This window comes from Bartonella sp. CM120XJJH (assembly GCF_042194715.1).
Lineage (GTDB): Bacteria > Pseudomonadota > Alphaproteobacteria > Rhizobiales > Rhizobiaceae > Bartonella.
In genome coordinates this window covers 1-2,066 of the sequence record NZ_JBHINE010000052.1, presented here as the reverse complement: position 1 = coordinate 2,066, position 2,066 = coordinate 1, and the positions used below count along the sequence as shown (strand labels likewise).

At 43.7% G+C, this 2,066-nt stretch carries 2 protein-coding genes and 2 pseudogenes; 3 read left to right on the top strand and 1 reads right to left on the bottom strand.

Annotated elements, in window-relative coordinates; translation table 11 throughout:
• From ACFIKU_RS09560 to ACFIKU_RS09550, 3 genes and pseudogenes are all read left to right on the top strand, one after another.
• A pseudogene (locus ACFIKU_RS09560) lies at positions 1–318 on the top strand (hypothetical protein); the annotation flags it as partial.
• Between the two features lie 91 nt (positions 319–409).
• Positions 410–1,534 (top strand): N4-gp56 family major capsid protein, encoded by a 1,125-nt coding sequence (locus tag ACFIKU_RS09555; RefSeq protein WP_375657366.1) that lies wholly within the window; start codon positions 410–412, stop codon positions 1,532–1,534.
• A gap of 19 nt (positions 1,535–1,553) precedes the next feature.
• Positions 1,554–1,934 carry a hypothetical protein gene (locus ACFIKU_RS09550; RefSeq protein ID WP_375657365.1) on the top strand — a complete coding sequence of 127 codons (381 nt, stop codon included), beginning with the start codon at positions 1,554–1,556 and terminating at the stop codon, positions 1,932–1,934.
• A gap of 33 nt (positions 1,935–1,967) precedes the next feature.
• Here the strand turns inward: ACFIKU_RS09550 and ACFIKU_RS09545 are convergent.
• Positions 1,968–2,066: pseudogene (locus tag ACFIKU_RS09545) on the bottom strand (putative addiction module antidote protein); the annotation flags it as partial.

The window sequence follows — 2,066 nt, the reverse complement described above, 5'->3', positions numbered from 1 at the left end:
ATTATAAGAGATCAATTGCATGCGCTTGTAGCGACTTGTGCACAAAGAGATCTCAATCCGGCAGAAGAGATTTATAGAATAGCCCAAAACCTTGGCTATCAGACAAAAGCGCTACAAGTCAACGATCAGGTAGCAGAGCTTCAAAGTCGTCAGAATTCTGCGCGGACGTTGACGGCATCTGGTGGAGGAGGGAGTACAGGTCCACTTTCATGGGAAACGATGAACGCTATGACGGATAAAGAGTTTCAAGCATGGTACAGTAATCCAAAGAACCGAGTGCTTATACGCAAATTGAGTGGTGCGGATGATGAAGATTAAGTGAAAGACTTTTAGAGAATAAGCCGCCTTTGGTGCGGGTTGGTGGTCCGGCTTTAAGCCGGTTTTTTTATAGCAAAGAAAGGTAAAATCAATGGCAACAACACATATAGGGATTAATGATCCCCATGCGTTAAAAACATGGGCGAGAATTCTTGATGCGGAGGTCTCCAAAGCAACTCCTATTGCTCCTTTGATGGGGCAGGATTCCAATAGTATTATTCAGGTGAAAACAGAGACGCAAAAAGGCAAAGGGGATTGTGTAACATTTAGTCTGCGAGCTCAGTTATCAGGACGTGGTGTGAGTGAGGGCGAAACCCTTGAAGGCAATGAAGAGGCACTCCAATTCCTTCATGATAAACTTTATATCAATGAACTTTATCATGGAACAAGAATTGCCAATGAAGGCACTATTGATAATCAGCGCACATTGTTTAATTTGCGCGAAGAAGCCAAAACCAGTTTATCAGATTGGTATGCGGACCGTTTGAGTTTGATGTTTTTCGTTCACGCTTGCGGTTATACTGCTAATAGGCTCAATTTTGAGGGAGAACCGGTTGATCTTGATCCTCTTTTTTGGGGCTTTAATGCACCATTAGCTCCAAGCAGTAAGCGCATTGTGCGACCAGATGGTAAAACTAGGGATGAAGATCTTACAGAAAAAGCCAAACACAGCTTTAATCTTAAATTGATAGATGAAGCGGTTCAGTGCGCTAAGCTAGCGAATCCTAAAATTAGACCGGTTCGCGTGAATAGCGAGAGTGTTTATGTGTTGTATTTGCATCCCATTCAGGTGACACAATTGCGCACTAATACAGAGACGGGTCAATGGCTTGATATTCAGAAAGCCGCTTATACCGGTTCGCGTTCCAAAAACCCAATCTTTGATGGTTCTCTAGGCATGTATAATGGTGTGATTTTACGTGAATCAGAGCATGTCACCAATGGTGTTAAATCCACGGATAGTACACGTCTTGCAGGTGTGCGCCGTGCTGTTTTGCTTGGAGCGCAAAGTGTCGTTATGGCATTTGGTAAGAGTTACGGTAAGACCCGCTATAAAATCGAAGAAGAAACCTTTGACTACAAACGCGAATACGGTTTTGGAGTGCATACAATTATGGGCATGAAGAAAACCCGTTTCCAAATGCCAGGAAGAGCACAAGGAGCCCAAGATTTTGGAACGATAGTTATCCCCACCTACAGCGGTGAAGTTGAGTGATGAGGAAAGGAAATAGGACATGGTAGATGGCGTAACAGGACACTTACACGGCAGAGATCTTCATACACATCAGGTCAGTTTTTTGCGTTTGAATATCTCGCATAAAGATAAGCATTTGACACGCAAAATCGGGACTTTACCGCGTGGTGCAATGATCCTTTCGATTAAAGCGTTTGTGAAGACGGCGTTTTCGGAAGCGAAATTAAAGATAGGCAGCACCTATGGGGGTAATGAGTTTAGTGAAAAGGACATCAAAGCTCAAGGCACGCAAGATTTTGCTTCAACCAACCAAAAAGAGTTTGTTCCAGATGATCAAGAGCTTACGCTTTATGCAACACGGGATAAAACAACCGCGGCTGGTGAGTGTGTTGTGGTCGTGCAATTCGTGACTAATCGTTGAGAGGAGTGGGGGAAGACTTATTCCCCTCACGATTTATGGAGCAGATTGTACGCTTAGTTGCAAATTAAGGGCAGATAACACAGCGACTAAGGTAGAAAGTTTAGGATCACCAGTCTTACTTAAGGAGCGATA

Bases quoted from the DNA above. Each gene is read 5' to 3' on its own strand.
- ACFIKU_RS09550 (WP_375657365.1), top strand. From the start codon at position 1,554: ATGGTAGATGGCGTAACAGGACACTTACACGGCAGAGATCTTCATACA.
- ACFIKU_RS09555 (WP_375657366.1), top strand. From the start codon at position 410: ATGGCAACAACACATATAGGGATTAATGATCCCCATGCGTTAAAAACA.